General features: G+C 63.0%; 26 protein-coding genes. 17 read left to right on the top strand and 9 right to left on the bottom strand.

All coding sequences use genetic code 11. From position 1 onward, the window contains the following. Window position 1: 1 nt before the first annotated feature. The 3 genes from HX898_RS09335 to vapB are packed head-to-tail and all read left to right on the top strand — an operon-like array spanning window position 2 to window position 2277. A complete protein-coding gene (locus HX898_RS09335; RefSeq protein WP_018070036.1) occupies window positions 2–331 on the top strand; it encodes a TfoX/Sxy family protein in 330 nt (109 codons plus the stop codon). 18 nt (window positions 332–349) lie between these two features. After that, window positions 350–2011: a urocanate hydratase gene (locus HX898_RS09330; protein ID WP_180194527.1), complete on the top strand. Its 1662-nt coding sequence runs from the start codon at window positions 350–352 to the stop codon at window positions 2009–2011. A 47-nt stretch (window positions 2012–2058) separates the two neighbouring features. Next, complete coding sequence (gene vapB, locus HX898_RS09325; protein ID WP_138388358.1) at window positions 2059–2277, top strand: type II toxin-antitoxin system VapB family antitoxin; 219 nt, start codon at window positions 2059–2061, stop codon at window positions 2275–2277. Window positions 2278–2418: 141 nt separating this feature from the next. Here vapB and HX898_RS09320 read toward each other — a convergent pair whose 3' ends face one another. Both HX898_RS09320 and HX898_RS09315 read right to left on the bottom strand, forming a co-directional pair. Further along, window positions 2419–2805 (bottom strand): VOC family protein, encoded by a 387-nt coding sequence (locus HX898_RS09320; protein WP_138332266.1) that lies wholly within the window; start codon window positions 2803–2805, stop codon window positions 2419–2421. Next, window positions 2802–4052: an MFS transporter gene (locus HX898_RS09315; RefSeq protein WP_138332265.1), complete on the bottom strand. Its 1251-nt coding sequence runs from the start codon at window positions 4050–4052 to the stop codon at window positions 2802–2804. The genes HX898_RS09320 and HX898_RS09315 overlap by 4 nt, the downstream gene beginning before the upstream one ends. Before the next feature lie 90 nt (window positions 4053–4142). Between HX898_RS09315 and HX898_RS09310 the strand changes: the two genes are divergently transcribed. Further along, the gene (locus HX898_RS09310; RefSeq protein ID WP_180194526.1) at window positions 4143–5021 is read left to right on the top strand and encodes a LysR family transcriptional regulator; all 879 of its coding nucleotides are present in this window, start codon (window positions 4143–4145) and stop codon (window positions 5019–5021) included. A 1-nt stretch (window position 5022) separates the two neighbouring features. Here the strand turns inward: HX898_RS09310 and HX898_RS09305 are convergent, their stop codons facing one another. Beyond that, window positions 5023–5928, bottom strand: coding sequence for a LysR family transcriptional regulator (locus tag HX898_RS09305; protein WP_180194525.1), 906 nt, complete (start codon window positions 5926–5928; stop codon window positions 5023–5025). A gap of 126 nt (window positions 5929–6054) precedes the next feature. On the opposite strand from HX898_RS09305, the gene HX898_RS09300 reads away from it, so the two are divergent. From HX898_RS09300 to coaBC, 3 genes are all read left to right on the top strand, one after another. Beyond that, window positions 6055–6819, top strand: a complete 765-nt coding sequence (locus HX898_RS09300) for an SDR family oxidoreductase (protein WP_180194524.1) — start codon at window positions 6055–6057, stop codon at window positions 6817–6819. Between the two features lie 135 nt (window positions 6820–6954). Beyond that, on the top strand, window positions 6955–7704 hold the full coding sequence (locus HX898_RS09295; RefSeq protein WP_180194523.1) for an SDR family oxidoreductase: 750 nt from the start codon (window positions 6955–6957) through the stop codon (window positions 7702–7704). A gap of 113 nt (window positions 7705–7817) precedes the next feature. Next, window positions 7818–9023 (top strand): bifunctional phosphopantothenoylcysteine decarboxylase/phosphopantothenate--cysteine ligase CoaBC, encoded by a 1206-nt coding sequence (gene coaBC / locus HX898_RS09290; protein ID WP_180194522.1) that lies wholly within the window; start codon window positions 7818–7820, stop codon window positions 9021–9023. A 29-nt stretch (window positions 9024–9052) separates the two neighbouring features. On the opposite strand, the gene HX898_RS09285 is transcribed toward coaBC, so the two are convergent. Further along, window positions 9053–9865, bottom strand: coding sequence for a class II glutamine amidotransferase (locus tag HX898_RS09285; RefSeq protein WP_138332259.1), 813 nt, complete (start codon window positions 9863–9865; stop codon window positions 9053–9055). A gap of 525 nt (window positions 9866–10390) precedes the next feature. Between HX898_RS09285 and HX898_RS09280 the strand changes: the two genes are divergently transcribed. From HX898_RS09280 to HX898_RS09265, 4 genes are all read left to right on the top strand, one after another. Next, entirely contained in the window at window positions 10391–11068 is a 678-nt protein-coding gene (locus HX898_RS09280) for a FadR/GntR family transcriptional regulator (RefSeq protein WP_180194521.1), read from the top strand. Then, complete coding sequence (locus HX898_RS09275) at window positions 11065–12357, top strand: MFS transporter (RefSeq protein WP_180194520.1); 1293 nt, start codon at window positions 11065–11067, stop codon at window positions 12355–12357. The genes HX898_RS09280 and HX898_RS09275 overlap by 4 nt, the downstream gene beginning before the upstream one ends. 101 nt (window positions 12358–12458) lie before the next feature. After that, window positions 12459–13991, top strand: a complete 1533-nt coding sequence (locus HX898_RS09270; protein ID WP_180194519.1) for a carboxypeptidase — start codon at window positions 12459–12461, stop codon at window positions 13989–13991. A gap of 67 nt (window positions 13992–14058) precedes the next feature. After that, window positions 14059–14460, top strand: a complete 402-nt coding sequence (locus tag HX898_RS09265) for a GFA family protein (RefSeq protein ID WP_138332255.1) — start codon at window positions 14059–14061, stop codon at window positions 14458–14460. Window positions 14461–14486: 26 nt separating this feature from the next. Here the strand turns inward: HX898_RS09265 and HX898_RS09260 are convergent, their stop codons facing one another. Next, entirely contained in the window at window positions 14487–15068 is a 582-nt protein-coding gene (locus tag HX898_RS09260) for an Lrp/AsnC family transcriptional regulator (protein ID WP_180194769.1), read from the bottom strand. Between the two features lie 28 nt (window positions 15069–15096). Between HX898_RS09260 and HX898_RS09255 the strand changes: the two genes are divergently transcribed. Further along, window positions 15097–15483 carry a RidA family protein gene (locus HX898_RS09255; RefSeq protein ID WP_180194518.1) on the top strand — a complete coding sequence of 129 codons (387 nt, stop codon included), beginning with the start codon at window positions 15097–15099 and terminating at the stop codon, window positions 15481–15483. 43 nt (window positions 15484–15526) lie between these two features. Here the strand turns inward: HX898_RS09255 and HX898_RS09250 are convergent, their stop codons facing one another. Further along, complete coding sequence (locus HX898_RS09250) at window positions 15527–16234, bottom strand: glutathione S-transferase family protein (protein WP_180194517.1); 708 nt, start codon at window positions 16232–16234, stop codon at window positions 15527–15529. Between the two features lie 114 nt (window positions 16235–16348). Between HX898_RS09250 and HX898_RS09245 the strand changes: the two genes are divergently transcribed. Then, entirely contained in the window at window positions 16349–17239 is an 891-nt protein-coding gene (locus HX898_RS09245; protein WP_180194516.1) for a LysR substrate-binding domain-containing protein, read from the top strand. A 3-nt stretch (window positions 17240–17242) separates the two neighbouring features. Here the strand turns inward: HX898_RS09245 and HX898_RS09240 are convergent, their stop codons facing one another. Next, window positions 17243–18826: a peptide chain release factor 3 gene (locus tag HX898_RS09240; RefSeq protein WP_138388373.1), complete on the bottom strand. Its 1584-nt coding sequence runs from the start codon at window positions 18824–18826 to the stop codon at window positions 17243–17245. A 91-nt stretch (window positions 18827–18917) separates the two neighbouring features. Here HX898_RS09240 and dut point away from each other — a divergent pair, with 91 nt between their 5' ends. Both dut and HX898_RS09230 read left to right on the top strand, forming a co-directional pair. Beyond that, window positions 18918–19388, top strand: a complete 471-nt coding sequence (gene dut, locus HX898_RS09235) for a dUTP diphosphatase (RefSeq protein ID WP_138388374.1) — start codon at window positions 18918–18920, stop codon at window positions 19386–19388. Further along, entirely contained in the window at window positions 19388–20287 is a 900-nt protein-coding gene (locus HX898_RS09230; protein ID WP_180194515.1) for a GNAT family N-acetyltransferase, read from the top strand. The genes dut and HX898_RS09230 overlap by 1 nt, the downstream gene beginning before the upstream one ends. 6 nt (window positions 20288–20293) lie before the next feature. On the opposite strand, the gene HX898_RS09225 is transcribed toward HX898_RS09230, so the two are convergent. Then, window positions 20294–20758 carry an Lrp/AsnC family transcriptional regulator gene (locus tag HX898_RS09225; protein ID WP_012759850.1) on the bottom strand — a complete coding sequence of 155 codons (465 nt, stop codon included), beginning with the start codon at window positions 20756–20758 and terminating at the stop codon, window positions 20294–20296. 99 nt (window positions 20759–20857) lie between these two features. Between HX898_RS09225 and HX898_RS09220 the strand changes: the two genes are divergently transcribed. After that, a complete protein-coding gene (locus HX898_RS09220) occupies window positions 20858–21772 on the top strand; it encodes a DMT family transporter (RefSeq protein ID WP_180194514.1) in 915 nt (304 codons plus the stop codon). 61 nt (window positions 21773–21833) lie between these two features. Here HX898_RS09220 and HX898_RS09215 read toward each other — a convergent pair whose 3' ends face one another. After that, window positions 21834–22352, bottom strand: coding sequence for a DNA starvation/stationary phase protection protein (locus tag HX898_RS09215; RefSeq protein WP_180194513.1), 519 nt, complete (start codon window positions 22350–22352; stop codon window positions 21834–21836). 274 nt (window positions 22353–22626) lie between these two features. Here HX898_RS09215 and HX898_RS09210 point away from each other — a divergent pair, with 274 nt between their 5' ends. Further along, window positions 22627–23244 carry a LysE family translocator gene (locus tag HX898_RS09210; protein ID WP_180194512.1) on the top strand — a complete coding sequence of 206 codons (618 nt, stop codon included), beginning with the start codon at window positions 22627–22629 and terminating at the stop codon, window positions 23242–23244. Window positions 23245–23327: the final 83 nt, after the last annotated feature.

The following is a 23327-nucleotide window of genomic DNA, read 5'->3' as shown; positions in this document are numbered from 1 at the left end:
CGTGGCGCGCGATCCCGGCCTCGAAGAACTGATGCGTGAGGAACTCGGCGATCGGCCGGGCCTTGCCGAAAAATCCATGTTCGGCGGCTGGGCCTTCATGCTGAATGGCAATCTTCTCTGCTGCGCGCGCCATGACGGCATGCTGATCCGTCTGGGCAAGGGCAATGACGGCTGGGCGCTGGCTCTGCCAGGCGTGATCCAGATGCTGTCGGGCGAGCGGGTGATGCATGGCTGGGTGCGCGGCAATGCCGAAGTTTACGGCGACGATGCTCTGAGACGGCGTCTGCTCGATGCAGCACTTGCCTATGTGGAATCGCTGCCGAGCAAATAGAAAAACGAGGAACCCACGATGCCGAAGGCCAATCCACGTCATCCGAAATTTCCGATTCCCGGCGGGCCGGAACTGCGGGCCAAAGGCTGGCGGCAGGAGGCGCTGCTGCGGCTGCTCGAAAACGTGCTCTCCGTCGGTGAGGATCCCGACAATCTGATCGTCTATGCCGCGCTCGGCAAGGCGGCCCGCAACTGGGCGGCGCACAGAGGCATCGTCAAGGCGCTGACCGAGATGGAGGAGGACCAGACGCTGCTCATCCAGTCCGGCAAGCCGATCGGGCTCGTTCGAACGCATGCCAAGGCGCCGCTGGTCATCATGGCGAACTGCAATATTGTCGGGCAATGGGCAAAGGCCGAAGTATTCTACGAGCTGCAGCGCAAGGGGCTGATCTGCTGGGGCGGGCTGACGGCCGGCGCCTGGCAATATATCGGCAGCCAGGGCGTCATCCAGGGCACGTACGAGATCTTCATGCGCATTGCCGAGCGGCGTTTCGGCGGCGATCTCCTCGGCCGGTTCGTGCTGACGGCCGGCCTCGGCGGCATGGGCGGGGCGCAGCCGCTCGCCGGCCGCATGGCGGGGGCTGCGATCCTCTGTGTCGACATCGATCCGGAGCGTGCCCGCAAGCGCCAGCAGATCGGTTATCTCCAGGAAATCGCCCCCGATCTCGACACCGCCCTTCAGATGATCGATGCGGCGGTGAAGGACAAGCGGGCGCTATCGGTCGGCCTCGTCGGCAATGCGGCGGAGGTCTATCCTGAGATCGCCCGACGCGGCATCGTGCCCGACATCGTCACCGACCAGACATCGGCGCATGACCTCGTCTATGGCTACGTGCCGAAGGGCATGAGCCTCGACCAGGTCAAGGGCCTGCGCGACGACGGCCAGGGGCAGTTGATGGCGGCAAGCCGCGCCTCGATCGTCGAACATGTGACGGCGATGCTGGAATTCCAGAAACGTGGCTCGGAAGTCTTCGACAACGGCAACCTGATCCGCACGCAGGCCAAGGAGGGCGGCGTTGCCAATGCCTTCGACATTCCGATCTTCACCGAAGCCTATCTCAGGCCGCTGTTTGCCCGGGCGATCGGCCCATTCCGCTGGATGGCGCTATCGGGCGAGGAGAGCGATATCGCCCGGATTGACGACCTGCTGCTCGAGATGTTCCCCGACAACAAGATCATAACCAACTGGATCCGGCTGGCGCGCGAGCATGTGCCCTTCGAAGGGCTGCCGGCCCGCATCGCCTGGCTCGGCCACGGCGAACGCACGGCACTCGCAAGGCGCGTCAACGCGCTGGTTGCGAGTGGCGAACTCAAAGGCCCGGTCGCCTTCTCCCGCGACCATCTCGATGCCGGCGCCATGGCGCATCCGAATATCATGACCGAGGGGATGAAGGACGGCTCGGATGCGATCGCCGACTGGCCGCTGATTGATGCGATGATGCTCTGCTCGTCGATGGCCGATCTCGTCGTCATCCATTCCGGCGGCGGCGGTTATGCCGGCTACATGACGAGCTGCGGCGTCACCGTCATCGCCGACGGCACGGATGCCGCAGACGAACGGCTCGACCATGCACTGACCAACGATACGGCGCTTGGCGTCATGCGTTACGCCGATGCCGGTTATGAGGAGGCGCTGGACGAGGTGGCGAAGAAGGATGTGCCCTATATCCGGCTTGGTTGATCAAAAATTGCTGTATATCGTTGTCACATCTCATCGGGAGTCATGACATGGAAACAGCAAAGATCTTCTGGTCGGGGTGTTCTCAAGCCGTCCTGCTCCCCAAGGAATTCCGTTTCGACGGCGACAGCGTCGCCATTCGACGGCAGGGGCGTGCGATCATTATCGAGCCGATTTCCGATGATTGGGACTGGCTTGCCGACCTGGCCGGTCCGGTCGATGCCGATTTTGCAACAGCGGTGGAAGAACAGCCTGCTGGGCAGGAGTGATCCAAACTGGACTTCTTCAAATGAAGTAGCTGGTTGACGCGAGTGCCGTCATTCCAATGATGAAGGGCAACGATCGTCTCGTCGCAAAACTGGGCAAACACCCGCAAATCTTCGACGGATCGGCTGGAGCCGAGCAGCGCGTCAGGCGATCAGATTGGAGACTTCGATGAGGTTGCCGTCAGGATCTCTGAAATAGACCGAGCGCAGACGTCCTGTCGCACCAGTGCGTTCGACCGGACCCTCTTCGATCGCAACGTCCGCGGCCTGTAGATCAGCAATGACATCGGCAAGCGGTGTCTCGGCGATGAAGCAGAGGTCGCCGGAGCCGGGTGTGGGGTGTCTCGCCTTGGGATCGAATTCGTGGCCGGCCTGGTGCAGGTTGATCTTCTGCCTGCCGAATTTCAGCGCCTTGCGGCCTTCCGCAAAGGTTTCGACCGACATGCCGAGGATGCGGGAATAAAAATCGCAGGTGGTGGCGATATCGGCGACGGTCAGCACGAGATGGTCAAGACGGTCTATGCGAATCATGCTTTTCTCCTCGCGAGGTGCTGGGCAAGACAGGCGGAGACAAAGGCCAGCGCCAGCATGGCAAGGGTGAAGATAACCACGGCGGCCCAGCCTTCAACCGCGTAGAACCAGCCGCCCGCCGAACCCATGAGGCTGGAGCCGACATAATAGGCGAGCATATAGAGCGATGAGGCGTGCCCCTTGGTGCCATGTGCCAGCTTGCCGACAAGGCCACTGGCGATGGAATGGCTCATGAAGAAGCCGGTCGTCAGCACGACGATGCCGAGGATGATGGCCGGGAGAGAGGCTGCAAGCGTCAGCGCGCTGCCGGCTGCGGTGAGCGCCAGACCGAAGAGAAGCACGGAAAAATGCCCGATCCGGTCTCCGAGCAGACCGCCGATCGAAGAGGCGCCGATGCCGAAGAGATAGACGGTGAAGATCAGCCCGAGTTCGGTCTGGTTGAGGCCGTAGGGCGGCGCCACCAGGCGGAAACCGGCATAATTGTAGATCGTCACGAAGGAGCCCATCGCCAGGAAGGCGATGGCGAAGATGAAGGGCAACGCCGGATTGCTGAGATGGCCGAGCCAGGCTTTTGCATGAAAGCGCGGATCGAAGCCCGGCCGGCGGACGAAATTGCGTGATGGCGGCAGGAGGGTGATGAAGCCGATCGCGGCGGCAAGGCCGATGGCGCCGATGATGAAGAGCGCCGGACGCCAGGTGAGATATTCGGCGAAGATGCCGGTCAACACACGGCCGGACATGCCGCCGAAGGCCGTGCCGCCGACATAGAGGCCCATGGTGGCGCCAAGGCCGCGCGGATCGATTTCCTCGGCGAGATAGGCCATGGCGACGGCCGGCACGCCGCCGAGAACGAGGCCCTGCAGCGCGCGGATGACGAGCAGAAGGTGCCAATTCGGGGCAAAGGCCGTGGCGATGGTCAGCAATGCCGCGCCGACCAGCGATATCGACATCAGGCTGCGGCGGCCAAGGCCTTCCGAGACGGCGGCGGCGCAGACGATCGCGACCGCCAGGAAGCCGGTCGAGAGCGAGAGCGACAGCGAGCTTTCGGCCGGACTGACGGAGAATTGCTGCGAGAAGATCGGTAGCAGCGGCTGCACGCAATAGAGCAGCGAGAAGGTGGAGAAGCCGGAAAGGAAGAGCGCCAGGCTGGCGCGGCGATAGGCGCCGGTGCCACGGGTCAGGTATTGCTTCTGCCCTGGGATTGCAGCTGTCTCGGCGGTCTTCATTGCATGCGCTGACGTCGGCATATCTCATCCTTCCAGCCTCCGATCTAGTCAAAACCACTCCATTTGTCCAATATATGACACTGGCGATTTCGATAGGTTTTGGAGATGGCGATGGAGTTGCGGCACCTGAGATATTTCCTGGCAGTGGCGGAAGAAGGCAATTTCACCCGTGCCGCCGGCAAGCTCGGCATCGGGCAGCCGCCGCTCAGCCAGCAGATCCGCGATCTGGAGACGGAAGTGGGTGCGGCGCTGTTTCATCGCGTGCCGCACGGCGCCGAATTGACGGCGGCGGGCACGGCCTTCCTCGGCGAGGCAAAGGCTTCGCTGGCGGCCGCGGAAAAGGCGAAACTTGCGGCGCAAAGCGCCAATCGCGGCGAGACCGGCCGGCTGTCGCTCGGTTTCACTGCCTCCTCCGCCTTCAATCCCATCGTCAGCACGACGATCCGACGCTTTCGCGCACGCTGGCCGGAGGTGCAGCTGTCGCTGACGGAAATGAATACGCTGGCGCTGATGCAGAAGCTCGAACGCGGCGAGCTCGACGCCACCTTCATGCGCCCCAGCCTGGACGATCCCGCCGGCATCCGGCTACGGCGGTTGCCGGATGAGCCGATGGTGATTGCCCTGCCCGCCAGCCATCCCTTGGCACAGCGCAGCGAGCTACCGCTTGCGGCGCTGGCGGACGAACCCTTCATCCTCTTTCCTCGGCTCGTGGGCTTGAGCCTTTACGACGATGTCGTGCTTGCCTGCCGCAAGGCGGGATTCGAGCTGACCGTGGCGCAGGAGGCGCCGCAGATTTCCTCGGTCGTCAATCTGGTGGCGGCCGATCTCGGCGTCTCGATCGTGCCGGCCTCGATTTCGCAGATCAAGCTCGAAGGTGTGGCCTACCGGCCGATCGAGGGGCCGCCGGCCGTGGCGCGCCTGGCGCTGGCAATCCTGAAAACACATCGCTCGCCGGTCACCGAGAACCTGATCAGTCTCCTGAGTACATGAGTTAACCCGCCGGATCCCAATAGGGCGGATCGCCGAAGCTCTTCTTCAGGTGGTCGGCGATGGCGCGAAGCTTGGCGGAGGGACTTCGGCCCTCGGGATGAGCCATGTAGATGAATTCGGTCTCCGGCCTGTGGCCGACATCGATTTCGGCTAGCCGGCCCTCACGGATGGCCGGGCCGGCGATGAAGGCAGGCAGCAGCGCGATGCCGAGGCCGGCAATTGCGGCGTCGCGGAGCATGTCGCCATTGTTGATGCCGAGCGCCAGTTTCGCGCGGACGACGATCGCACCCTCTGGCGTCTGGAAGCGCCAGTCGGCAACGCCGCGATTGGTGTAGAAGATGCCGCGATGGCTGTCGAGATCAGAGAGCGACGAGGGAATTCCCTGGCGGGCGAGATAATCCGGCGAGGCGCAGAGAAGGCGGCGGCTATGCGCGAGCTTCCAGGCGACCAGCCTGTTATCGGCGATCGGACCATTGCGGATGATGGCATCATAACCGTCCGAGGCGGCATCGACGCGCCGGTCATCGATATCGAGGGTCAGTTCGATCTCGGGATGTTCGGCAAGAAAAGGATAGAGCGCCGGGCCTAGATGCATGCGGCCGAAGGTGACGGGGGCGGCGATGCGGATCGGTCCGGACAGCGTTCCGCGCCGCTCGGCCATATCGGCGGCGGCTTCCTCGATCTCGCGCACGATGCGCGCGGCACGCTCCAAGAAAACCGTGCCATCCTCCGTCAAGGTGAGCTTGCGCGTCGTTCGGTGCAGCAGCATGCCGCCGAGCGACTTTTCCAGTTCGGCCAGCCTTTCGCTGACGACCGATTTGGACAGCCGCAGGCGCCGGGCCGCCTCGCTGACCGAGCCTGCCTCGACCACGGCGACGAAAGCCGCAATACCTTCGATCCTGATCATCGTTCGGCTTTTCCGAATTCGAGTTCCCCGATCTGGAGACTAATCCGAACGAATGGAAAATGCCATCTTCCACTCATCGAAAGGGACGGCAGGGGCCGCCTCACCTTAAACGCAGGAGATGGAACCATGAACCGCTTGAACAACAGGGTCGCGATCGTCACCGGCGCAAGCTCCGGCATCGGCCGCTCCACGGCAAAGCTCTTTGCCGCCGAAGGCGCCAAGGTCGTCGTCGGCGCCCGCCGCCAGGGCGAACTCGACAGTCTCGTCGCCGAGATCAAGGCAGAGGGCGGCGACGCCATCGCCATTGCCGGCGACGTGCGCTCGGAAGACTATCACAAGGCGCTGGTCGCCGCCGCCGTGACGTATTACGGCAAGCTCGATATCGCCTTCAACAATGCCGGCACGCTCGGCGAAGCCGGTGCGAGCACCGCCGTTTCGGAAGCAGGCTTCAGCGAGGCGCTGGCGATCAATCTGACGGCCTCCTTCCTCGCCGCCAAGCACCAGATCGGGGCGATGGTGGAAAATGGTGGCGGCTCGGTGATCTTCACCTCGACCTTCGTCGGCTACAGCTTCGCTTTTCCGGGCGTTGCCGCCTATGCCGCCAGCAAATCCGGCCTGATCGGCCTGACGCAGGCGCTCGCCGCCGAATTCGGCCAGCAGGGCGTGCGCGTCAATGCCATCCTGCCGGGTGCTGTTGATACCGACATGTATCGGGACATGAACGATACGCCTGAGAAGCAGGCCTTCGTTACCAATCTGCATGCGCTGAAGCGTGTTGCGACACCCGAAGAACTCGCCCGCTCGGTTCTCTATCTCGCCTCCGACGATGCGAGCTTCGCCACCGGCACGGCCTCGCTGGTCGACGGTGGCGCTTCGATCACCCGCACCTGAGGCGGCGCGGCGCGATTATCCGCTGCGGGTTGACGATCCTTCAACACGCCGGCTTATCGCGCCGCTTTTTTCAGAGCATTCTCCCATCCAACAACAACGGGCCGCGGCCCAAAATTCGATCAAAGGAACGTCATCATGTCACGTCTGCAAAACAAGACAGCCCTCATCACCGGCGGCACCAGCGGCATCGGTCTCGAGACCGCCCGCCAGTTCATCGCTGAGGGCGCCCGCGTCGTCGTTACCGGCAGCAGCGCGGCAAGCGTCGAGGCGGCCCGCGCCGAACTTGGCGGCAAAGCCACCGTCATCCAGGCCGATGCCGGCAATGCGGCCGGCCAGAAGGCCGTCGCCGACACAGTGAAAGAGGCTTTCGGCACGCTCGACATCCTCTTCGTCAACGCCGGCGTCGCCGAATTCGGGCCGCTGGAACAGTGGAGCGAAGCCGCCTTCGACAAGTCAGTTGATATCAACGTCAAGGGCCCGTTCTTCCTGATTCAGGCGCTGCTGCCGATTTTTTCCAAGCAGGCTGCGATCGTGCTCAACACCTCGATCAACGCCCATATCGGCATGCCGAACTCCAGCGTCTATTCGCTGACGAAGGGCGCGCTGCTGACGCTTGCCAAGACATTGTCGGGCGAACTCATCGGCCGCGGCATCCGCGTCAACGCCGTCAGCCCGGGTCCGATCGCCACGCCGCTCTACAGCAAGCTCGGCGCTTCGCAAGCCCAATCCGAGGCGATGACTGCGCAGATTCAGGCCCAGATTCCCGTCGGTCGTTTCGGAACCCCCGGCGAAGTCGCCAAGACGATCGTTTTCCTCGCCTCCGATGAGGCGGCCTATATCGTCGGCAGCGAACTCATCATCGACGGCGGGATGAGCAACCTCTGACCCACTGCGGCGGAGACTAGAGCAGCTCCGATGCCTGTCGCCCTCGCGATTGCATGTTCTCCGCCAAAGGCTTAGGGTCGAGAGCGGTCAGAAAAGGCAACGGGAAGAAGGCCATGGCTCTCAGCGGCAAACGCATCCTCCTCATCATCTCGGGCGGCATCGCAGCCTATAAGAGCCTGGATCTGATCCGCCGGCTGCGCGAACGCGGCGCGAGCGTGCGCCCTGTGATGACCAAGGGCGCGCAGGAATTCGTCAAGCCGCTTGCCGTCGGTGCGCTGGCGGCGGACCATGTGTTCCTCGATCTGTTTTCTCGGCAGGACGAACAGGATGTCGGTCATATCCGGCTGGCGCGTGACTGCGACCTTGTGCTGATCGCCCCCGCCACCGCCGATCTGATGGCGAAGATGGCGAACGGGCTTGCCGACGATCTCGCCTCGACGGTACTTCTGGCGACCAACAGGCCGGTGCTTGCGGCACCGGCGATGAACCCCGCCATGTGGGCACATCCGGCGACGCGGCGGAATGCCGCGATGCTCAGAGCCGACGGCATCCGCTTCGTCGGGCCGATGGCCGGCGAGATGGCGGAAAGCCGGGAGGCCGGGCTTGGCCGGATGGCGGAACCGCTGGAGATCGTCGCTGCCGCCGAAACCATGCTCGACGACGGAGAAAAGCCGCTCAAGGGACGCAAGGCAATCGTCACGTCAGGACCGACGCACGAGCCGATCGATCCGGTGCGCTATATCGCCAACCGCTCCTCCGGCCGGCAAGGGCATGCGATCGCCGCAGCCCTGGCAAAGCTCGGGGCGGAGGTGACGCTGGTATCCGGGCCGGTGACGATCGCCGATCCCGTTGGCGTCAGCGTCGTGCATGTCGAGCGGGCCGAAGAAATGCGTGATGCTGTGCTTGCGGCGCTGCCGGCCGACATCGCGGTGATGGTCGCAGCGGTGGCGGACTGGCGCGTCGCCTCGGCGGCCGACCAGAAGCTGAAGAAACATCCCGGCGAATCCATTCCGACGCTGGCGCTGACCGAGAACCCGGACATCCTGAAAACCGTCGGCCATCATACGATGCGGCCGAAGCTGGTGATCGGCTTTGCCGCCGAGACGCAGGACGTCGAAAGCAATGCAAAGGCAAAACTCGAAAGGAAAGGCGCCGACCTGATCGTCGCCAATGACGTTTCCCCTGCGACCGGGATCATGGGCGGCAGCCGCAACAGGGTTAAACTCATTCGCCGCGACGGCGTCGAGCAATGGCCTGACCTGACGAAGGAAGAGGTCGCCGAAAGGCTGGCGGCGCTGATCGCCAAGCAGCTCCGCTGATCGCCAGCGGCTCAGCTGACGCCAAGCGTTCAGGCAGGAATGGCCACGCGCTGCGGCTTGGAGGCACTGCGCTTCTCCGGCCGGAAGTCGGCGACGTCAATGCCATCTTTGCCGATAGTGACCGCGCTGCCATCCGGAATTTCGGCCCAGGCATCGACATCATCGTTCAACGGCTCGGAGACGAGGCAATAACCGGCGTTGACGGGTGAGGCATAAAGCGTCGGCGCCTTGCGATCTGTGGCATAACGGATCGCATAGAGCGTGTTGCCGTCAGAGAAGGCGGCGGTAAAGCGCAGCAGGATCGAGCCGATGACGCTGTCGGCCAGATCCTCGACGACACCGATCATATCAGCCATCGCGGCGACCGGCGCCTCGCGCAGGCCGAACTGCAGCGCCAGCAGGAACATCAGCTCGGAATCGGTCGTGCCGCCGCGGGCATTGAACAGCTCGTCGTCGAGCATCGCCTCCATCGGCCGGCGCAGGCGCTCGAAGCCGGCGATCTGGCCGTTGTGCATGAAGGACCAGGTGTCATGGGTGAAGGGGTGGCAGTTGTCGCGGCGCGTGCCGCCGCCTGTGGCAGCGCGGACATGGGCGAGGAAGAGCGGCGAACGGATCTGCCGCGCCAGGCTCTTCAGATTGCAATCTGACCATGCGGGCAGGATATCGCGGTAGCGGCCGGGCTCGGGCCTGTCGCCATACCAGGCGATGCCGAAGCCATCGCCATTCGTCGCCGTCTTGGCGCGGGTGGCGCAATGCGACTGCTCGATCAGGGAGTGGGCGGGCGAGGATACCAGTTCCTCGAGATAGAGAGGGTCTCCACGATAGGCTGCCCAGCGACACATGGCTCTTTGCTCCGGAACCCCGCCGCCGCATCGGCGGGAATGCTCTAAATTGTCTGATGTCGCGGCTAATAACAGCTTAACGCGCGGCCGGTTTGCAAGGGCAACATGACGGTTTCGTGGCGCAAAACATCTTCAAATTCGGCGAACAGCTGTGTTCTCTCGTGAACACCCAATTTTCCCAAGACAGCGCATACGTGCATTTCTGCTTGCATCTCAGAAGAATCAGCCTAACTTTAAGTCATCAGCAACAGAACGAAAGGAAGGTGATCCAATGTCTAATGAGATTTCGGACCTCGTAACGGGCATGGAAGAGGTGACGAAGGCGAGGCAGCCCTCGCTCTAATCCCCGCCTTCCTAGGGCTGCATAGACAGTCCAGGCCAGTTTGAGGCCAAACTCATGGAAAGGGTCGCTGAGGCGGCCCTTTTTTATTGTCTTGATGTCTTTATTGTCTTGATGTCAGGCGTTGACGAAAGATCGAAATCCCACTACTCATAAAGTCATCAGATGACTTTATGAGTAGTGGGATGCGAGCACTCATCAAGACCAATCTCGCCGATGAGGCGATCGAGGCGATCCGCGGCGATATTCTCGGCAAACGCTGGGTGGTCGGCGAAAAATTGCCGAATGAAGCCTCGCTCTCGGCCATGCTTTCCGTCAGCCGCGGCACGGTGCGCGAGGCGGTGCGGGTTCTTGTCTCCCAGGGTTATCTCGAAACAAGGCAGGGTTCGGGAACCTATGTCCGCTCGACGACCGATGCCGGCCGGCCGCTGACGATGGCGCGGCGCGCCAGCCTGCGTGATCAGTTCGAGGCGCGCCTGGCGCTCGACGTCGAGGCAGCCCGGCTGACGGCGATTCGTAAGACACCGGAAACGGTTGCCGGGCTTCGCCGGCTGCTTGCCGAACGCGGCAATTACGACGGCGGCAACCAGGCCGCCTTTATCGAACGCGACCTCGCCTTTCACAAGGCCATCATCGCCGCTTCGGGCAACCGGGCGATGATCGAGATCTACGATTTCTTCTCGGCCTCGATCGCCGACACCATCGCGGCGACGCTCGGCAAGGACATTCCCGAGCCGGATATGCAGGCGCATGCCGATATCATCGACGCCATCGAAACCGGCGATCCCGACAAGGCGGATGCGGCGGTGCGGCGCTTCATGGCACCGGTTCTTGCCGCACTCGAGCGGATGATCCTGTCATGAACACGCCTGCCAACCATGCCATAAGCACACTTGAGGCGGCCGACGAATTGCTTGTAGACGCCGAGGCCGGCAACCTTCCGCCGTCGCAGGCAACGCCGGTGCGGGGAGTTGCGGGTCGTTTCCTGCTGGGCGCGAGCCTGGTGCTGATCGCCTTCAACCTGCGCCCGGTCTTCTCCAGCGCCTCGGCGCTACTGCCGGAAATCCGCTCGGAGCTCGGCCTGAGCGCGCTCGGCGCCAGCCTGCTGACGACGCTTCCGGTCGTCTGCCTCGGCGCCTTCTCGCCGCTTGCGCCTCGTCTTGCCCAACGCCTCGGTACCGAACGCACGCTACTTGGCGTTCTCCTGCTTCTGGCGCTCGGCACCGCACTGCGCGGGCTTTCCTCCGTGCCGCTGCTCTTCATCGGCACGGCCCTTGCCGGCGCCTGCATCGCCGTCGGCAACGTGCTGCTGCCGGGGCTGGTGAAGCGCGATTTTGCCGGGCGCGCCGCGCTGATGACCGGCTTCTATACGATGGCGCTCTGCGCCGGGGCGGCAAGTGCCGCCGGGCTGACGCTGCCGATCGAGCACGCACTCGGCGGCTCTCTCGAGGGCGCCCTCGCCGTCTGGGCGCTGCCGGCGCTCGCCGTCAGCCTGCTCTGGCTGCCTGAGGTTCTGCGCAGCGGCAGACAGGCAAGGCGAAACGGCTTTCGCGTCGAAGGCCTCTGGCGCGACCGGCTCGCCTGGCAGGTGACGCTGTTCATGGGACTGCAATCGGCACTTGCCTATTGCGTCTTCGGCTGGCTAGTTCCGATCTTGCGCGAACGCGGGCTCGACGGCGTTACATCAGGGGCGATCGTTTCCCTGTCGGTGATGGTGCAAGCGGCATCCTGCCTGATCGTGCCGCACATCGCCGTGCGTGGCCGCGACCAGCGGCTGATCAATGCGAGCCTCTGCGGCGTCGCCGTCACCGCCCTGCTCGGCCTGCTCTTCGCGCCGCTCTCGACGGTCTGGCTGTGGGCGGTGCTGCAAGGCATCGGCCAGGGTGGACTGATCGCGGCGGCCATGACGACGATCGTGCTGCGCTCGCGCGATCCCGATGTCGCCGCCCATCTTTCCGGCATGGCGCAATGCGTCGGTTACCTGCTCGCCGCCATCGGCCCGCTCATCGTCGGCCTCATCCGAGGTTGGACCGGCAGTTTTTCCTGGTGCGCAGCCCTGTTCGTCGCACTCGGACTGGGCGCGGCGATCAATGGCTGGAAGGCCGGCCGGGCGGTGGAGATCAATGTCCATGTGGTCGAAAAAGACGGCTGAGCCCTTCGCTCACCTATCCATCACCATCTCTTGATGCCGGTCGTCGGCAGCGGATGTTACGCTATCTCAGCCTCTCATTCCCGATCGCCGGAGGAGACATCTTGCGCATACGAACCCTGTTTCTGCTCGCCGCGCTTGTAGCATCGCTGGCCCCTGCCCTTTCCGATGCGCAGGAAGGCGATCCACCGAGGGCGAATGTCCAAAGCGGCGCGCGCGGCGGTTTATTGAAGCTGCTGCCGGCCGATTCCGTCACAGAGCACGCGCTGACGATCGGCGACCGGAAGCTCGCCTATACTGCAACCGCCGGCACGCTGGATCTCTTCGGCCCGGACGGCGCGCAGACCGGCGCGATCTTCTACACCGCCTATGTCGCAAAGGATGGCGGGCCGAACCGGCCTCTGACCTTTGCCTTCAACGGCGGGCCGGGTGCTGCTTCCGCCTTCCTGCATCTCGGGCTGGTCGGGCCGAAGGTGCTCGATTTCGGGCCGGACGGACGCGACGGCGCCAATGCGAAACTCGTCGACAACCCGCAAAGCTGGCTCGATTTCACCGATCTCGTGCTGATCGATCCGATCGGCACCGGCTGGAGCCGAACGGCAAAGGCAGACGACGCCTCCAATTATTACAACGTCAGTGCCGACGCTGAAAGCATCGCCAAGGCGATCGCGCTCTATATCGCGCACAACAATCGTTCCAACTCGCCGAAATATCTTCTCGGCGAAAGTTATGGCGGCTTTCGCGCCGCCAAGGTCGCCTCGGCGCTGCAGGAAAGCCAGGGCATTATCGTCGCCGGTGCGGTGATGCTTTCCCCCTTGCTCGAGGGCCAGCTGATGTTCAATGCCGATCAGTTCCCGCTCGGCGCCGCTCTGGAGCTGCCGTCGCTCGCCGCCGCCGAACTCGACCGGCACAAGGCCTTTGACGAAGAGAAGCAGAAGGCAGCCGAGACCTTCGCGCTCGGGGACTATCTGACGACGCTCGCCGGACCGCCGCCGACGGGTGCCGACGCCGCCGCCTTCTATGGCAGGATCGCTCGCCTGACGGGCATTCCCGAGGATATCGTCACCCGCAACCGCGGCTTCCTCGGCAGTTCCTTCGTCAAACATTCAGATGAGGGCAGCGGCGAGGTAATGAGCTCTTACGACGCCTCCTTTGCAGCACCCGATCCCTATCCGGAATCGGATTACGATCGCGGCGACGACGCCATCCTCGACGGGTTCACCCGCGCTTATGGCGGGGCTTTCGCCGACTATGCCCGCAACGAACTCGGTTTCAGGACCGAGATGACCTATTCGCTGCTCGACCGCGATATCAGCCGGCGCTGGGAATGGGGTGGTGGGCGCGGCGGCGGATCGCGCTTCCAGGCAAGCGCCACCGACGACATAAGGCAGCTGCTCGCCGCGAACCCGGCCTTCCATCTGCTGATCGCACATGGCTACAGCGATGTGGTGACGCCTTATGGCGTCAGCCGCTACGTGGTCGACCATCTGCCGCCCTCGCTCGCCGGCGGCCGCGTCGGGCTGAAGCTTTATCGCGGCGGCCATATGTTCTATACAAGAGCTGATCAGCGGGCCGCCTTCACGGCGGATGCAAAGGCCTTCTACGCCACACATTTGGCCGCTCAGCCGGCCGACTAAAGCGTGGCGATGTCTTTGTCGTTTAACCGCTCTGCAGTTTTGCGCGACTTGCTTTGGGGACTTGCCGATGCATATTACCGGAGGATGCCACTGCGGCGCGATCCGCTATCAGGCGGAGATCGACCCGGAGCGGGTCTCGATCTGCCATTGCACCGATTGCCAGCGGTTGACGGGCTCGGCCTATCGCATCACGGCGCCCGCGCGGCCGGGAAGTTTCACGCTTACTTCAGGCGAGCCAAGAGGCTACGCGAAATATGGCGACAGCGGTGGTCTCAGCCGGCAATTCTTCTGCCCGAATTGCGGATCGCCCCTCTACCGCACGGACGGCGACGGCGGCGCGTTCGGCATCCGCGTCGGCAGCATCGACCAGCGGCAGGAACTGGTGCCGAAGAAACAGATATGGTGCCGCTCAGCCCTCTCAGGGGTGGAGAACATCGAAACGCTTCCGCGCTTCGAGGGCGAGGATTAGGCTGGCCTCGGCTTAACATCCTGCCTTTATTCCGGCAGAGGCATGTCCGGCCAGCTATCGGTGACGCCGGCCTGTACCGGACGCTCCAGATAGGTGGAAAGCGCGATATAGCTGCGGGTGCCGGTGACACCGGGAACGGCGTGAATCTGGGCGAGAAAAGCTTCCAAGGCCTGCGGGCTGGCGGTGCGGACCTTGAAGAGAACGCTGGCGTCGCCCGCAACCGAATGCATCTCCTCGACCTCGGGAAACTGCAGGACCTGCATCAGTCGCTCGCTCTTGCCCCAGCCCGCAGCCTCCACATGCACGAAGGCAAGCAACGGTTTGCCGAGGGCTGCGCCATCCAGCGCGGCATGCACGCCCTTGATGGCGCCGGATTGTCTCAGACGGCGCACACGCTCATGCACGGCCGGCGCCGAGAGGCCGACCGCTTCGCCAAGCCTGGCATAGCTCTGGCTGCTGTCGGCGGCGAGCGCGGCTAATATTCTTCGGTCGAATGCATCGATGACAGCCTGCTGCCTGCGTCCCTGCCGAAGATCCTCTGTATTTTTCGCCATTCCGCAAACTCCCATTTCTGCCGAAGAATAATCGCCGATACTGGCGTTCTTCAACAGGATATTCGGAAGAGGAGGAAAACTCATGGAGATGATCGCGCACAATCCGGCAAACGGGATCTATCCGGCCAGCCCTGATTACATCCATGCGCTGGAGGTCAGGCATCCATCCCGGCTGCTGTTCGTCAGCGGCACCATGGGTCTCGATCAACAGGGAATGGCGGCGGCCGATCTGGAAGAGCAATTGGAACTCATCTGGTCCAATCTGCGCGCCATCCTCACGTCCGCTGATATGACGGTGGACAATATCGTGCGGCTGACAAGCTATCTCAGCGACGGCGCCTTTATGGAGGCGAACCAGAATGCCCGTCTTCGGGCGCTTGGCGGCCGCGCCGTGCCGACCACAGCGATCATCGTCGAAACGCTGCGCGACGACTGGCTTGTCGAGATCGAGATCATCGCTGCCGGCTGACGGCAATTGGCCATCGCACCCAAAGATGCGATGGCCATGGTTTTCAGGCCGCCTGCTTCAACAGGCCGAGCGCCTCGGCCAGATCGACTTCGCCGCGGAAACCGCCGCTGCTCTTCGCTTCCTGCCGATGCTCGATCGCATGGGCGAACCGCACGGCGGGCTCCTGCTGCATGCGCTCATAGAGGCGATGCAGGCCGGGAAACTGCCGGCGGTCGACGACCTTGTGAAAATCGTTCCAGCGCGCGATACCGACGAAATAGCCGTCCGCCAGGCTCGGCCCGCTGCCGAGAAGCCATTCGCGGCCGTCGAGCAGACGCTCCAGCGTATGATGCGCCTTTTCGACTGCGGCGACGCCATAGGCCGTGAGGGCCTGCTTCTGCTGCGGCTCCAGCGGATGCTCGATCGCATACCAGAGTGGGCCGAAGGCCTGGAAGAAGCTGGTGTTGAGAAAGGCCAGCATCTGGTTCAGGCGATCGAAATCCGCCGAGCCCTGCGCAAAGCCCAGACCGCTGCCGATCGCCCTGGCGCCGATATGGTGCAAGATCGCCATGCTTTCGCTGATCGTCCTGCCATCTTCGAGCAGCAGCGACGGCGTTTCGCCGACCATGTTGATCCGCTTGTATTCTTCGCTGGAGACTATTTCCGGCATCTCGACGCGGCAGAGCCGATAAGGAAGGCCGGACCATTCCAGCGCGACGATCGAGCCGAAAGAGCAGCCCTCCGGAACGCCGTAAAACAATATGGGTGACATCAATCGTTCCTTTCAGAATTGAACCCGTTTGGACGCGATCAATGTGAAGGCATGGACGATCCCGCGGTAGAGGCTATAAATGCATCGCAATGTCCACATATCTGGAAGCTGACGATGGCGCTTTTCAACCTCAACGATCTCCATCTTTTCGTGCAGGCCGTCGACAGCGGCAGCTTTACCGCCGCCGCCAGGCATCTCGGCATTCCGAAATCGACGGTGAGCAAGCGGGTTGCGGAGCTGGAGGCACGGCTTGGCGTGCGGCTGATCCAGCGCACGTCGCGAAGCTTCGCGCTGACCGAACTCGGCCGGGAATTCTTTCAGCATGCCCAAGCCTCGATCATCGAGGCGGAGATGGCCGAGGGCATCGTGCGGCGGCATCTGGCCGAACCTGCCGGCAGCGTTCGCCTGACCGCCTCGGTGCCGACGGCGCAGTTTACCTTGACGGAGCATCTGCCGGCGCTGGCGGCGCGCTATCCGAAACTCCGGCTCTCCGTGCACGTGACGGACCGTTTCGTCGATATCGTCCAGGAAGGGTTCGATATCGCGCTGCGCAGCCACCGGACGCCGCTGCCGGATTCGGCGCTGGTCCAGCGGAAGCTCGCCAGCCATCCTTTCTTCATCCTCGCCTCGCCGGATTATGTGAATGCCCATGGGCAACCGCGTCGGCCGGAGGAGCTGGCACAGCATGCGACGATTATGACCAGCCTGACGGAGGACCAGTGGCGGCTTTACTCGGGCGGCGACGAGATTCTCGTCACGCTGCATTCCGTCATGGCGGCGGATGAGCCTTATGTCTTGATGGAAATGGCCATGTCGGGCCTCGGCATTACCTGTCTGCCGACATCCGTCTGCCGCAAGGCGCTGGCGGACGGGCGGCTGGTGCGGGTGCTGCCGGAATGGACGGCGGGCAGCATCGAGACGACGATCCTGATGCCGCACCGGCGCGGCCAGCTGCCGGCGGTGCGCGCCGTCGTCGATTTCCTGGCGGAACGGCTGGTGGGGTGATGTTCACGCCGCCTTGGCGGCGTGATATTCCTTGATCGCGACCATCTTGATCGCCGGATGTCGCTCGGATTCGTAGCGCAGCGAAAAACCATCCTGGGCGAGGAAGACCGGATCGCCGTCGAGATCGCGGGCGATATCGCCGCGCTTGACGGTGAGGAATTTTTCCAGATCGGCCGGCTGATCGGCCGAGATCCAGCGGCAGACCGAGAAACGCGACATTTCGAAGGAGACCGGCAGGCCGTATTCGGCCATCAGCCGCTCCTTCAAGACGTCGAGCTGCAGGGCGCCGACGACGCCGACGATCGCCGGCGAACCGTCTTCCGGCGAGAACAGCTGGACGACGCCTTCTTCAGCCATCTGCTGCAGGGCTTCCTTGAGCTTCTTCGCCTTCATCGCGTCTTCCAGGCGCACGCGGCGCAGGATCTCCGGCGAGAAGTTCGGCACGCCTTGGAAGACCAGCGATTCACCTTCGGTCAACGTATCGCCGATCCGGAGCGTGCCGTGGTTGGGAATGCCGACGACGTCGCCGGCATAGGCGGTGTCGGCGAGCTGGCGCTGCGAGGCGAAGAAGAATTGCGGCGCCGTCAGGCCGAGCTGTTTGCCGGTGCGGGCAAGCCGTGCCTTCATGCCGCGCTCGAGCTTGCCGGAGCAGATGCGGGCAAAGGCGATGCGGTCGCGGTGGTTGGGATCCATGTTGGCCTGGATCTTGAAGACGAAGGCCGTCATCTTGTCGTCGGTCGCATGCACGGTCCTGGTGTCGGCGACCTGGTCACGCGGCGGCGGCGCAAAATCGCCGAGCGCGTTGATGAGATCGCGAACGCCGTAATTGCGCAGCGCCGAGCCGAAAAAGACCGGCGTCATATGGCCTTCCAGGAAGGCCTGGCGGTCGAACGGACGGCAGGCCTCGATCGCCAACTCGGTCTCCTCGACGAAGACCTGGCGCTCGTTTTCCGGCAGCCTGCCGGCCACGCTTTGTGGACCGTTGACCGGCGTTCCCTCGATTTCGGTATCCGAACCGCGCACCGTGTTGGCGGCGATATTGTAGGTGCCGCAAAAGGTCTTCGAGCGGCCGATCGGCCAGGTGATCGGCGCCGTATCCAACGCCAGCTTTTCTTCCACCTCGTCGAGGATCTCGAAGGGATCGCGGCTTTCGCGGTCCATCTTGTTGATGAAGGTAATGATCGGGATATCGCGCATGCGGCAGACTTCGAAGAGCTTCAGCGTCCGCGGCTCGATGCCCTTGGCGGCATCGATGACCATGACGGCGGCATCGACAGCCGTCAGCGTGCGATAGGTATCGTCGGCGAAATCCTCGTGACCCGGCGTGTCGAGGATGTTGAAGACATTGTCGTTATATTCGAAGGTCATCACCGAGGTGACGACGGAGATGCCGCGTTCGCGCTCGATCTTCATCCAGTCGGAGCGCGTCTGCATGCGATCCTTCTTGGCCTTGACTTCGCCGGCAAGCTGAATGGCGCCGCCGAACAGCAGCAGCTTTTCGGTGAGCGTCGTCTTACCCGCGTCCGGGTGGGCGATAATAGCGAATGTGCGGCGGCGGGAGACCGCCTCGGCGAGACTTTCGGCCATACTTGTGAATCCTGTGGAATTGCCGCTTAACTAGCGACTAAAGGCCGGCTTTGCAATTGACCTTGCCCTTCCACGCGCAAAGTAATGGGCCATGAACATTCATCACGACACGCGCCCGACGCTGAACCTGATCCGCTTAGCCAATGGCGAAGGCCTCGACCTGCCCACCTATGAAAGCAAGGGAGCGGCCGGCATCGACCTGCGCGCCGCCGTTGAAGAGGCAGCACCGCTGACGCTTCTGCCCGGCAAGCGGGCGCTGGTGCCGACCGGCTTCATCTTCGAGATCCCCGAAGGTTTCGAGGGACAGGTGCGGCCACGCTCCGGCCTGGCGTTCAAAAACGGCATCACCTGCCTGAATTCGCCGGGCACCGTCGACAGCGACTATCGCGGCGAGGTGAAGGTGCTGCTGATCAATCTAGGCGAGGAGCCCTTCGTCATCTCGCGCGGCATGCGCATCGCCCAGATGGTGATCGCGCCGGTGACCCAGGCACGGGTGGCCGAGATCACCGCGGCCAGCGAAACGGTGCGTGGCGCAGGCGGCTTCGGCTCCACCGGCGTCTGATGGCCAAGCGCCTCGACAGCGCTGGCCTGACCTTCCGGCAGGACTATTTCGGCGATCCCGCCGGCTGGGCGGCGCTGGTCTGCCTGCTCAAGGATATTTTCGGCATCGATATCGGGCCGCTGCAACAGCTTGGCGGACCCGATCCTACGAGCATGCCCTTCGGCTGGTTTGATGCCGAAGGTGAGCTTGCGGCCAATATCTCAGCCTTTGCGCTGCCCTTCGTCCTCAACGGCAGGATCGTCCATGCCGCCGGGCTGCAATCCGGCGCCGTGCGGCCGCCATGGCGCGGCCGCGGGCTCTATCGCGACGTGACGGTGAAGGCGCTCGACTGGTGCGATCAGCAGGGTTTTGAAGCCGTCATCCTCTATACCGACAAGCCATCGCTCTACGAGCCCTACGGTTTCCACGCGATACCGCTGCACCGATACGATGGAGCGGCACCCGACCCTTCGACACCAGCCGCACCTGCCCGGCCGCTTTTACCGACGAATGCGGACGATCTTGCGCTGCTGCAATCGTTGCTGAAAGGACGCAGCCCAGTTTCAGCCTCGCTGGCGGTCACAGTCAATGCGGCGATGTTTCTCATCAACACCCAGCTCGATCCCGATATCCGTGTCAGCTTCCTCGAAGACAAACAGGCGGTGATCGCCTGGAAGGTCGATGAGGCAGGCCGCTTCAGCCTTCTCGACGTCGTGGCGGCTGATACGCCGCCGCTTGCAGCGATCCTTAGCGGGCTTAAGATCGCACCCGTCTCCGTCGAAGTGCTCTTCCGTCCCGACAAGCTCGGCTGGGAGGGTGTTCCACTATCGTTGGAAAGCGGCACGAGGCTGATGCTGCGCGGGCTCGGCGATGCCACCCCGGATTTTCCGGCGATGCTGTCGCCGATGGCGGAATTCTAGATCTTCCTATTTCCGGCGTGACAGCGGTGGCAGGCGGCGCTTGACGGGCGAGGCTTTGATCATCGCCGTGTTGGTCTCCGCTCTTTCGGCGACCCGGTCGAGGATGCCGTCGAGGTCGGCCATCGAGCGAATAACCAGGCGGGCGATAAAGCAATCATCACCCGTCACCTTGTCGCATTCGATGATTTCGGGAATTTCCTGGATGATCCGCTCGACGATGTGCAGCTGTCCCGGCAGCGGACGCACGCGCACGATCGCCTGCAGGGGATAACCGACCGCGGCGGGATCGAGGTCGATGGTGAAGGCCTTAATGACGCCGCGCTCCTCCAGCCGGCGCAGGCGCTCGGCTGCACTCGGCGAAGAGAGGCCGACCTGCTGGGCCAGCTCTTTCAGCGAGATCCGCGCATTGCCGGCCAGCGCCTCCAGAATGGCCTGATCGATTTCGTCGAGCGATTGCACATCATTAGCCACGGCGATCAATTTTCTTCTTATGATTAGGCAGTTTCGATCACTTGCCTTTTTATTAATATATAAAATCGTCCCTCGCCGCAATATTCTTATGCCATCGAAATGGAGGCAATCATGGGCAGCGACATCAAAAGAGGCACCGCGGAAATGACGGCGGCGATGCTGATCTCGGGGACGATCGGCTGGTTCGTCGTCATGTCGGGCCAGCCGGTCAGCGGCGTGGTCTTCTGGCGCTGCCTGTTCGGCGCGCTGACTTTGCTTGTCATCTGCGGCGCTCTCGGGCTGCTACGGCCCGGCATCATCACGCTACGCGCCTTCGGCATCGCGATTTTCGGCGGCATCGCCATCGTCTTGAACTGGCTGCTGCTCTTTGCCTCCTATTCGCATGCGACGATCTCGATCGCGACGACGGTTTACAACACCCAGCCCTTCATGCTGCTGGTGCTCGGCACGCTCTTTCTCGGCGAGAAAATCACCGCGACCAAGCTGTTCTGGCTGGCGCTCGCCTTCGCCGGCATGGTGGCAATCGTCCAGGCGAAACCCGGTGCGGGCGGTGCGGCGTTCGACGGCTACGGCCTCGGCATCCTGATGGCGCTCGGTGCGGCCTTCTTCTACGCGCTCGCCGCCCTTGCCGCGAAATGGCTGAAAGGCACGCCGCCGCATCTGATCGCGCTCATCCAGGTCGCAACCGGCATGCTGATGCTGGCGCCGATGACTGACTTTTCTCATCCGCCGGGCGATGCTGGGTCCTGGGCGATCCTGGTTACCGTTGGCGTCGTCCACACCGGGCTGATGTATGTGCTGCTCTACGGGGCGATCCAGAGGCTGCCGACGCATCTCACAGGCGCCCTGTCCTTCATCTATCCGATCGCCGCGATCCTCGTCGATCGGCTGGCCTTCGGCCACGCGCTGCAGCCGATGCAGATATTAGGTGCGGCGATCATTCTCTTTGCCGCCGCCGGCATGAATCTCGGCTGGACGCCGCGGTGGCTGCGGTCGCGGGCGCTGGAGAGCTGAGAACCGGGCGGGCATGGCAAGCACGCCTGGGCATGGCAAGCACGCCCGGGAGATGCCGATGTTATTTCTGCCCGCGCGTCGTTTCGAACAGGAACCAGGTGCGGCGCTCGGCCTCGTCGATCCAGTTCTCGATCAGGCTGGCGCTCGCAACATCATTATGCTCGTCGCAGAGGTCATGCACCTCGCGCAGCAGCGAAACGAGCTGAGCGTTGTCCTGGCGCAGTTCCGACAACATGTCCTCGGGCGTGACGAAATCCGCGTCATTGTCCGAAATGCGCTGCTGGCGAGCGATCTGGCCAACGGAGCGCAGTGTCGTGCCGCCGATCTTGCGGGCACGCTCGGCAATGTCGTCGGTCATGTTGAAGATCTGCTCTGCCTGTTCGTCGAGCAGCAGATGATAATCGCGAAAATGCGGACCGGACATGTGCCAGTGGAAATTCTTGGTCTTGAGATAGAGCGCGAAGACATCGGCGAGCAGCGCGGTGAGTGCTGCCGAAATATCGGTGATGGCATTGGTCGGCAGATCCGAAGGCGTCTTCAGGGGCGCAAGTCTGGTCTTCTCGGCCTGTGTGCGGGACATCCGTTTTCTCCTTGGGTGACGAAGCGATATTGGGGACCTGATAGGGCGGCGATGACATTCTGATGAAGACGAGGTGACGATGGGTGCCCGTCTGAGATCTTCCCCGCAAGAGATACGGGAGGCTCGCGGTTCTTCAAGGTCATGGGCAGCCGGCGGCCGGGCATTCTTTCCGGTACGGCCACGCATTCCTGTCGGTGATGCATCCATCAATGCCGGCGGATTGATGGTTGCAGGCACCGGATATAAAACAGCGGGGAAAAGAAGGAAGCGCATCATGAGCCTTGCCGCCTTGCTGACCTATGCCGGAGCGCTGTTCATCGCCGCGGCCATTCCAGGACCCGGGATTACCGCAATCGTCGCGCGTGCGCTCGGCTCGAATTTCCGCGAGACCTTCTTCATGGGCCTCGGCCTGGTGCTCGGCGACATGACCTATCTCACAGCGGTCATTCTCGGCCTTGCCTTCGTGGCGCAAACCTTCACCGAGGTGTTCATCGCCATCAAGATCGCCGGCGTCCTCTATCTCGGCTACATCGCCTGGAAACTCTGGACGGCGGGGCTGTTGCCGCAGGAGATCGCGGCGCGGAAATCCGCCAATATCGGCCTATCCTTCCTCTCCGGCCTGCTGGTGACGCTCGGCAATCCGAAGACGATGCTCTTCTATGTCGCCCTGGTGCCGACGCTGATCGATATCGGCAATATCGGCCTGCCAGACTATGCAATGCTGCTTGCCGTGACCTTCGTCGTGCTGATCGTCGTGCTCGTGCCCTATATGCTGCTTGCCACGCGAGCCCGCACGATGCTGAGAGAGCCGCGGGCCTTGCAGGCGCTGAACCGGGTTGCGGCCGGCATCCTCGCCGGCACGGCCGCCTTCATCGCCACGCGGGCGGCCTGAAATAAACATTCGGCAAGAAACGGTTTTCAAAGGTTTTTTTCTCTCCTGATCGCTCCTCCAGGTCGAACGCGGTCTGGTCTAGA

It is taken from the genome of Rhizobium sp. WYCCWR 11128 (genome assembly GCF_013416305.1).
Taxonomy (GTDB): Bacteria; Pseudomonadota; Alphaproteobacteria; order Rhizobiales; family Rhizobiaceae; genus Rhizobium; species Rhizobium indicum.
The sequence above is the reverse complement of the archived record's forward strand: the minus strand, read 5'-3'. Positions and strand labels throughout refer to the sequence as shown.

Bases quoted from the DNA above. Each gene is read 5' to 3' on its own strand.
- HX898_RS09305 (WP_180194525.1), bottom strand. From the start codon at position 5,928: ATGATCAGGATCGAAGGTATTGCGGCTTTCGTCGCCGTGGTCGAGGCA.
- HX898_RS09315 (WP_138332265.1), bottom strand. From the start codon at position 4,052: ATGCCGACGTCAGCGCATGCAATGAAGACCGCCGAGACAGCTGCAATC.
- coaBC (WP_180194522.1), top strand. From the start codon at position 7,818: ATGGCTCTCAGCGGCAAACGCATCCTCCTCATCATCTCGGGCGGCATC.
- HX898_RS09255 (WP_180194518.1), top strand. From the start codon at position 15,097: ATGGAGATGATCGCGCACAATCCGGCAAACGGGATCTATCCGGCCAGC.
- HX898_RS09330 (WP_180194527.1), top strand. From the start codon at position 350: ATGCCGAAGGCCAATCCACGTCATCCGAAATTTCCGATTCCCGGCGGG.
- HX898_RS09280 (WP_180194521.1), top strand. From the start codon at position 10,391: ATGCGAGCACTCATCAAGACCAATCTCGCCGATGAGGCGATCGAGGCG.
- HX898_RS09230 (WP_180194515.1), top strand. From the start codon at position 19,388: ATGGCCAAGCGCCTCGACAGCGCTGGCCTGACCTTCCGGCAGGACTAT.
- HX898_RS09320 (WP_138332266.1), bottom strand. From the start codon at position 2,805: ATGATTCGCATAGACCGTCTTGACCATCTCGTGCTGACCGTCGCCGAT.
- HX898_RS09220 (WP_180194514.1), top strand. From the start codon at position 20,858: ATGGAGGCAATCATGGGCAGCGACATCAAAAGAGGCACCGCGGAAATG.
- HX898_RS09285 (WP_138332259.1), bottom strand. From the start codon at position 9,865: ATGTGTCGCTGGGCAGCCTATCGTGGAGACCCTCTCTATCTCGAGGAA.
- HX898_RS09265 (WP_138332255.1), top strand. From the start codon at position 14,059: ATGCATATTACCGGAGGATGCCACTGCGGCGCGATCCGCTATCAGGCG.
- HX898_RS09310 (WP_180194526.1), top strand. From the start codon at position 4,143: ATGGAGTTGCGGCACCTGAGATATTTCCTGGCAGTGGCGGAAGAAGGC.
- HX898_RS09295 (WP_180194523.1), top strand. From the start codon at position 6,955: ATGTCACGTCTGCAAAACAAGACAGCCCTCATCACCGGCGGCACCAGC.
- HX898_RS09245 (WP_180194516.1), top strand. From the start codon at position 16,349: ATGGCGCTTTTCAACCTCAACGATCTCCATCTTTTCGTGCAGGCCGTC.
- HX898_RS09300 (WP_180194524.1), top strand. From the start codon at position 6,055: ATGAACCGCTTGAACAACAGGGTCGCGATCGTCACCGGCGCAAGCTCC.
- HX898_RS09210 (WP_180194512.1), top strand. From the start codon at position 22,627: ATGAGCCTTGCCGCCTTGCTGACCTATGCCGGAGCGCTGTTCATCGCC.
- HX898_RS09240 (WP_138388373.1), bottom strand. From the start codon at position 18,826: ATGGCCGAAAGTCTCGCCGAGGCGGTCTCCCGCCGCCGCACATTCGCT.
- HX898_RS09250 (WP_180194517.1), bottom strand. From the start codon at position 16,234: ATGTCACCCATATTGTTTTACGGCGTTCCGGAGGGCTGCTCTTTCGGC.
- HX898_RS09215 (WP_180194513.1), bottom strand. From the start codon at position 22,352: ATGTCCCGCACACAGGCCGAGAAGACCAGACTTGCGCCCCTGAAGACG.
- HX898_RS09275 (WP_180194520.1), top strand. From the start codon at position 11,065: ATGAACACGCCTGCCAACCATGCCATAAGCACACTTGAGGCGGCCGAC.
- dut (WP_138388374.1), top strand. From the start codon at position 18,918: ATGAACATTCATCACGACACGCGCCCGACGCTGAACCTGATCCGCTTA.
- vapB (WP_138388358.1), top strand. From the start codon at position 2,059: ATGGAAACAGCAAAGATCTTCTGGTCGGGGTGTTCTCAAGCCGTCCTG.